At 39.0% G+C, this 6,665-nt stretch carries 6 protein-coding genes; 2 read left to right on the forward strand and 4 right to left on the reverse strand.

Going from position 1 to position 6,665, the window contains the following annotated elements:
- The coding region (locus tag AC1DTM_RS15620) for an RluA family pseudouridine synthase (protein WP_477000453.1) at positions 1–887 on the forward strand (887 nt) is incomplete at its 5' end.
- 45 nt (positions 888–932) lie between these two features.
- Here the strand turns inward: AC1DTM_RS15620 and AC1DTM_RS15625 are convergent.
- The 4 genes from AC1DTM_RS15625 to AC1DTM_RS15640 all read right to left on the reverse strand — a co-directional run bounded on the left by AC1DTM_RS15625 (position 933) and on the right by AC1DTM_RS15640 (position 5,697).
- Positions 933–2,363, reverse strand: coding sequence for a peptidase G2 autoproteolytic cleavage domain-containing protein (locus AC1DTM_RS15625; RefSeq protein WP_016104184.1), 1,431 nt, complete (start codon positions 2,361–2,363; stop codon positions 933–935).
- 154 nt (positions 2,364–2,517) lie between these two features.
- Positions 2,518–3,258, reverse strand: coding sequence for a bis(5'-nucleosyl)-tetraphosphatase PrpE (gene prpE / locus AC1DTM_RS15630; RefSeq protein ID WP_002158876.1), 741 nt, complete (start codon positions 3,256–3,258; stop codon positions 2,518–2,520).
- A 79-nt stretch (positions 3,259–3,337) separates the two neighbouring features.
- Entirely contained in the window at positions 3,338–4,498 is a 1,161-nt protein-coding gene (locus AC1DTM_RS15635) for an FtsW/RodA/SpoVE family cell cycle protein (protein ID WP_016104185.1), read from the reverse strand.
- Between the two features lie 254 nt (positions 4,499–4,752).
- A complete protein-coding gene (locus AC1DTM_RS15640) occupies positions 4,753–5,697 on the reverse strand; it encodes a BclA C-terminal domain-containing protein (protein ID WP_256416074.1) in 945 nt (314 codons plus the stop codon).
- 217 nt (positions 5,698–5,914) lie between these two features.
- Between AC1DTM_RS15640 and AC1DTM_RS15645 the strand changes: the two genes are divergently transcribed.
- Entirely contained in the window at positions 5,915–6,652 is a 738-nt protein-coding gene (locus tag AC1DTM_RS15645) for a sugar phosphate nucleotidyltransferase (RefSeq protein ID WP_002201364.1), read from the forward strand.
- The last annotated feature ends 13 nt before the right edge of the window (positions 6,653–6,665 follow it).

The raw sequence follows: 6,665 nt of genomic DNA on the forward strand, positions 1-6,665 counted from the left end.
GATTTACATTGAAATGGGATATAGGGCTGGCTGAAGAAGGAACTTTAGTTAGAGAATTTTTGAAAACAAAAGGGATTTCGAAAGCCGCTTTAACGGATATAAAGTTCCGTGGCGGAGCAATTGAAGTAAACGGTCAACACACGAGTGTTCGTCACAAGTTACAAGCTGGTGAAGAGTTACAAGTCTTTTTTCCAGTGGAGGAAAGAAGTGAAGGGATGGAAGTGGAAGAGATCCCTTTATGTATCGTATATGAAGATGACGCGGTTCTTGTTATAAATAAAGAAGCAAATATGTCGACAATTCCGTCTAGGGAGCACCCGTCAGGAAGTGTTGCGAACGCTATTTTACATCATTATGATAAACAAAATCTTGCAAGTACGGTGCACATTGTGACGAGGTTAGACCGTGATACTTCAGGGCTTATGTTAATTGCGAAAAATAGATTCGTTCACCACCTTTTATCGAAGCAGCATCAACAAAAAGGGGTGAAACGAACGTATGAGGCAATCGTTCATGGGACTATTTTAGAAGAAGTAGGAACGATTGACGCGCCAATCGGACGAAAAGCGGATAGTATTATCGAGCGAACTGTCTGTGAAGATGGTCAAAGAGCTGTTACTCATTTTAGAGTGATGGAGAGTTATTCAGATAAGACGCATGTAGCGCTTGAGCTCGAGACGGGAAGAACACATCAAATTCGTGTACATATGGCATATATAGGACATCCGCTACTTGGGGATGATTTATACGGCGGCCGAAGAGATGTGATAAAACGTCAAGCGCTTCATAGTACATCTTTGACGTTTTATCATCCTATTTTAGAAAAGGGAATGACTTTTACCGTAAGTATCCCAGAGGATATGCAATACGCTTTACATAACAATTAAAAGGGAACAAAATTCTTATCATAAAAAGAATTTTGTTCCCTTTTTTTAGCGGAATAATATTAAAATTTGATGTTCACCAGTACGCTTTATAACGAAAAAGCCACTTTCAGCTTTTGTAGCAATGCCGTCATCATTTGGACGACAATATCCGTGTGTTTCGCAAGTACCGTCATCACGTACTAACATTTGTCCAATTAATCCGACAGGAAGCCACTCAGTACGGTCTCTTCTTGATAGATACTTACAAGCTGGATTCCATTCTGTATTTAAAAGAGGTTGTATTTCTTGCGTATCCGTACGCGTATATTGACGTTTTCCGAAGCGGTCTGTTTTATAGCGTTTTTGCCAACTTAAAGCACCGCTATTTCCTATGAGAGCAGGAGTAGCGCTAGATATGCCTAATATGAATGTATCATTTGAAGTAGCTTTTCGAATTTTTTCTTCGTTACTAAATGTAATGAAATAACCAACATCAATAGGGCTATGATCTGCTGCCTCAAACATTTGTGCAAAATCAGTACCACCTGCATTGTAAGAAGCACCATCGATATACATTTCTCCGTTATGGGCAAGCCATTTGGCACCTATATTATAATCAGTGTCATTTGTCCCATTTGCAATAAACCAGGAATAAGCTTCTTCTGCTGTACCAAATTTACCCATAATATGGCTGCCTGCAAAATTAGCTGTTGATGTATGATTTCCTTCCGCATGAGATGAGAATCCGTTAGCGATAGTTGCGGTTCCTTCTGCATGTGCTGCTTCGCCGAAAGCAATTGTATGCTTTCCTTCCGCGTGAGAATAAGGACCGCCTGCTGTCGTTTCACTTCCTTCACTATGCGAACTATGTCCAGTTGCCTTTGTTTTTGAACCTTCTGCATGAGAAAAGGCACCCTCTGTATGAGTAAGAAATCCTTCTGCATGTGAGGCTATCCCGTCAGCCGTAGAGTGAAGGCCCTCCTTATATGCGTATCTGGCTACTTTTTCATTCTCAGCAGGAGTAGGTGAAAGTATAGGGGGCTGAGTGATAGTAGAATCCTCTTTTTTTATGTCATTGGTTAAAGTTAATCCCTCTTTTATTTTTGTTACTTGCTGTATAATATTGGTGGGAATTACAGCCTGTGCTTTTTCTTTAATTGCTTTAGGAATTTCAGCTTGGACCTTTTCTTTAATTGTTTCAGGAATTTCTTTGTTTATATTCTCCTGTAAATTCTTTGACTCAAGTATAGGCTCATTGTTATGAGAAAGGCGTTTCTTTTTTTGTAGTGCCTTTATTTTTCTGTTATCTATAATTCGTTTCATAACAGCATGTTCTAAAGAAATATATGTTCCTCTCGTTTTCCCTGTTTTTGTTTCCATACGTTCTTCTATTTCTTCAATAGCCGCAGCTCGTATGCTACACCAGTTGTTAATTCCGTATATGGGATGATATAAAGGAGAGAAATTTCTTTTTTGTTTAGATCGTTTTTTCTTCATTCCGTCACCTCCTGCGACAGTATATGCCGCATAGTAAAAAAAAGATGCACTTCATAGCATCTTTTTTTACTATATGACCGATTTTTAACGAGGAATTCGCCTAGAAATCATTCTTTATACGTACTCGGAATGAATTGTACAAAGGTAAATGTAATTATGAAATTGGGCGGAACTTCTCAGTGACAAAAGGTAGGGAAGAAGGAACGGAAATGGCCTCCATTTCAGGATAACGAAGTCCAGTTAGTTTGCCGCCAAATACAGCGCCGGTATCAATATTGATTGTATGATTCACAAAGCGAGGCTCGTTGACAGGTGTATGTCCATATATAATCCATGTTTCCCCCTTATACTCTTTCGCCCAATCTCGGCGTACAGGTGAGCCGTCAGGATGCTTTTCTCCTGTAATATCACCATATAATACAAATGTTTGCACTTTTTTATCATTTCTTTCTATGTAATCCTGACGAATGCCGGCATGGCATACGATTAATTTCTTGTTATCCAGTATGTGATACAGGGGGGACTGCTCGTAAAGCGTAATGAACTTTTCTTTTATGATTTGTTGTTTATTAGAAGGTAATGCTTCATATTCGGCAACAGTTGTTTCGAGTCCATGAGCGATTGAAACATTACGCCCAAGGAAAAAACGATACAGTTTATTACAGTGATTCCCAGGCGCATAATAAGCTTCTTTTCTATTTATTACGAGCTCCCATACGATTTCAATCATACGTAATGAATGAGGGCCTCGGTCTGTAATATCACCAACGAACGCCAGCTTTCGTTTGGCGTTATGTATAGGGAGACCACTAGCCCAGCTGTATCCTAGTTTCGTTGTTAAATCTTGAAACTCTTGGAAGCATCCGTGAATATCACCTATAATGTCATACTTCATATGTAAACCTCCAGTTCATCTTTTCATTAGTATATCTAAAATGAATATAGAAAAAAACATACCGGTTTTCCGATATGGTTCATTTAAACATAAAGATTTGTGTTCTTGAACGTACGTTTAAAATAAATCCAATAGCAATCATGTATGTGAGTAGTGAACTCCCGCCATAGCTCATAAGAGGTAATGTTATTCCTGTAATAGGGAGTAAACCGATTGTCATCCCAATATTTTGGAATACTTGGAAGGTGAACATTCCGATTGTACCAGCGCAAATATAACTACCGAAAGGTTCATTGCTTTCTAAAGCGATATGGATCATTCGGTAAATGAGTAAGAAAAAAAGTGAAATAATAACATTTGCTCCTAAAAAACCGAATTGTTCAGCGACATTTGTGAAAATAAAATCTGTATGTGGCTCTGGAAAATATACTTGTCCATTTTCCCATCCTTTTCCTTGCATTTCTCCTGATCCGGTAGCTAAAAATGCCTGTCTTAATTGGTATCCTTGTGAGTCATATTCGTAAGGGGATAGCCAGCCATAGAAGCGGTTTAATTGATACTCTTTTAAAATATGCTCTTTAAAGAACTCTGTATGAGTGAAATAAATATATATTAAGGTAGAGCCTATGACGAAAATGACGGAGGTTAATCCGAGGATAAGGCGCCAATGTATACCAGAAACTAAAATCATTGCTGCAAGCATCGCGGAGATTACCATAGTGTTTCCTAAATCAGGTTCTTTTGCGATTAAAAGTAGTGGAGGTAAACTAGCTGCGAATATTTTTCCAAGTAAAATAAAATCTTCACGAGTTGTCCGGAAAAAGTACTTTTCATTATGATTTGCTATAATTCGTCCAATGATGATAATTAAAAATAATTTCATAATTTCAGAAGGTTGAAAGTTTCCGATGCCTGGAAGTCTATACCATGCGGTAGCCCCTTTAATCGTAACGGCACCCGGAACTTGAAGTTCTAGACCAATAAGAAGTATGAGGGCAAAGCTATACAAATACCAAGCAATTTGTTTATATCGATCGAAATCAATAATCATAATAACGCCAATGGCCACAAATCCAATGACATACCATTGGATTTGTTTTAATGCAAAATTTATGTGTTGTAAAAATGGTGGTAAAGAAGCTTGTGCACTTGCAATAGCAAAGCAGCTAACAGTCCCAATGGCAAATAAAATAAAGATTAGTAAGTAGTCTATTTGATATTGAGAGTTCGTATCTTTCACGGTATGTATTCCTTTCTATCGCCTAGTAAGTGTGATGATGACGTGATTGCAAAAAAATAATATGCAAGTAGACTGTTCATACATTTATTCCACTATTTATGGAAAGTCATACATAATAGGAAGGAATATCTCTTTTGTAATTATATTCAAGTTATAGGGAATATGTACATCCGCATTTAGAATGAGGTTGGGATGTTATCTATAAAATTGCGAAAGCAGTAAAACTGATACCAGTTTTACTGCTAAGGAAACAATTATGCAATTTTTTCAATAATAATTGATGCCCCTGTACCAACAGCTAGTGATAATATCGCCTCTATACCAATTACTTCAACTGATACTGGAGCTGTTGTAATTTGTATAATCGCTTGGATAACGATAGGTGTTCCAAGTGAAACTAAGTTTCTTGCAGCACCTGGTACTGCTAGGCCATTTACTTGAATTTCAATGCCACCGAGTAAACCTGATGTTGCAGTATATGCGATAACAGTAATTTTATATAATCCATTTTGGTGTATGGTGAAAGTATCGCTATCTAATTGAGTAATCGCTGTACCGAGCTGTGACCCAGCGGTATTAAATGGTACAGGCGTGTTAATCCCAACGTTGATGCTACTCGCAGCGGAGTTAAATGCGTACAATCCTGCTGGAAGTCCTAATCTAGATGGTCCAGTCGGCCCAGTATCGCCGATTGGTCCAGTAGCACCAGTCGGTCCGGTAGTACCAGATGGTCCAGTCGGCCCAGTATCGCCGATTGGTCCAGTAGCACCAGTAGACCCGATAGCGCCAGATGGTCCAGTGTTGCCAGTAGCACCAGTCGGTCCGGTAGTGCCAGATGGTCCAGTAGCACCAGTCGGTCCGGTAGTGCCAGATGGTCCAGTAGCACCAGTAGACCCGATAGCGCCAGTCGGCCCAGTATCGCCGATTGGTCCAGTAGCACCAGTAGCACCAGTAGCACCAGTCGGTCCGGTAGTGCCAGATGGTCCAGTGTTGCCAGTCGGCCCAGTATCGCCGATCGGTCCAGTAGCACCAGTCGGCCCAGTGTTGCCAGTCTGTCCAGTGGCACCAATCGGTCCGGTAGTACCAGATGGCCCAGTCGGTCCAGGTGTCAAAGAAAATTGTGGAAATGCAGGGTCAGATGTGCTGGAAGATAAAGAGTCAACTGGATTTAAGCTGTTTGAATCATTATGATTGGACATAAATTCACCTCCGTAAATCTCTCGTTATATAATAGGTGAAAATTAATGAGAAAATGACATAGATATTTGTATGCTTGAAAAGAAACTTTAATTATATGGAACAATATAAAAAAATGGAAAGTTTTGTGTGCATATAACATATGATTGAGATGGAACAGATTAAGTATATGGAACATTATAAAGATGTACTATCTCCATCATAAGGGAGAGATGCATAATGAAAGGGATTATTTTAGCGGGCGGAACTGGATCGAGACTATATCCAATAACGAAAGTAACGAATAAACATCTACTTCCCGTTGGGCGGTATCCGATGATTTATCATGCAGTATATAAACTGAAACAATGTGAGATTACAGATATTATGATTATTACAGGTAAAGAGCATATGGGAGATGTTGTTAGCTTTTTAGGAAGTGGTCACGAATTTGGTGTGTCCTTTACGTATCGTGTGCAAGATAAGGCAGGCGGAATTGCGCAAGCGTTAGGGCTTTGTGAGGATTTCATCGGGAATAATCGTATGGTAGTTATATTAGGAGATAATATCTTTTCAGATGATATTCGTCCCTATGTTGAAGAATTCACAAATCAAAAAGAAGGTGCTAAAGTGCTGCTTCAATCTGTAGAAGATCCCGAAAGATTTGGTGTGGCACATATTCAAAACCGAAAAATAATTGAAATTGAAGAAAAGCCGAAGAAACCGAAAAGTTCTTATGCTGTTACGGGAATTTATTTGTATGATTCGAAAGTCTTTTCTTATATAAAAGAATTAAAACCTTCCGCAAGGGGAGAACTTGAAATTACGGATATAAATAATTGGTATTTAAAACGAGGGGTACTTACTTATAATGAAATGAGCGGCTGGTGGACGGATGCAGGAACTCATGCTTCTCTTCAAAGGGCGAATACGTTAGCGCGGGATATAAACTTTGGGAAACAGTTTAATGGAGAATAGGTGAGAATATGAA

The sequence above is a fragment of the Bacillus sp. P4_D3 genome, assembly GCF_056401855.1.

Coding starts and splice junctions, on each gene's coding strand:
- AC1DTM_RS15625 (WP_016104184.1), bottom strand. CDS start 2,363: ATGAAGAAAAAACGATCTAAACAAAAAAGAAATTTCTCTCCTTTATAT.
- prpE (WP_002158876.1), bottom strand. CDS start 3,258: ATGAAGTATGACATTATAGGTGATATTCACGGATGCTTCCAAGAGTTT.
- AC1DTM_RS15640 (WP_256416074.1), bottom strand. CDS start 5,697: ATGTCCAATCATAATGATTCAAACAGCTTAAATCCAGTTGACTCTTTA.
- AC1DTM_RS15645 (WP_002201364.1), top strand. CDS start 5,915: ATGAAAGGGATTATTTTAGCGGGCGGAACTGGATCGAGACTATATCCA.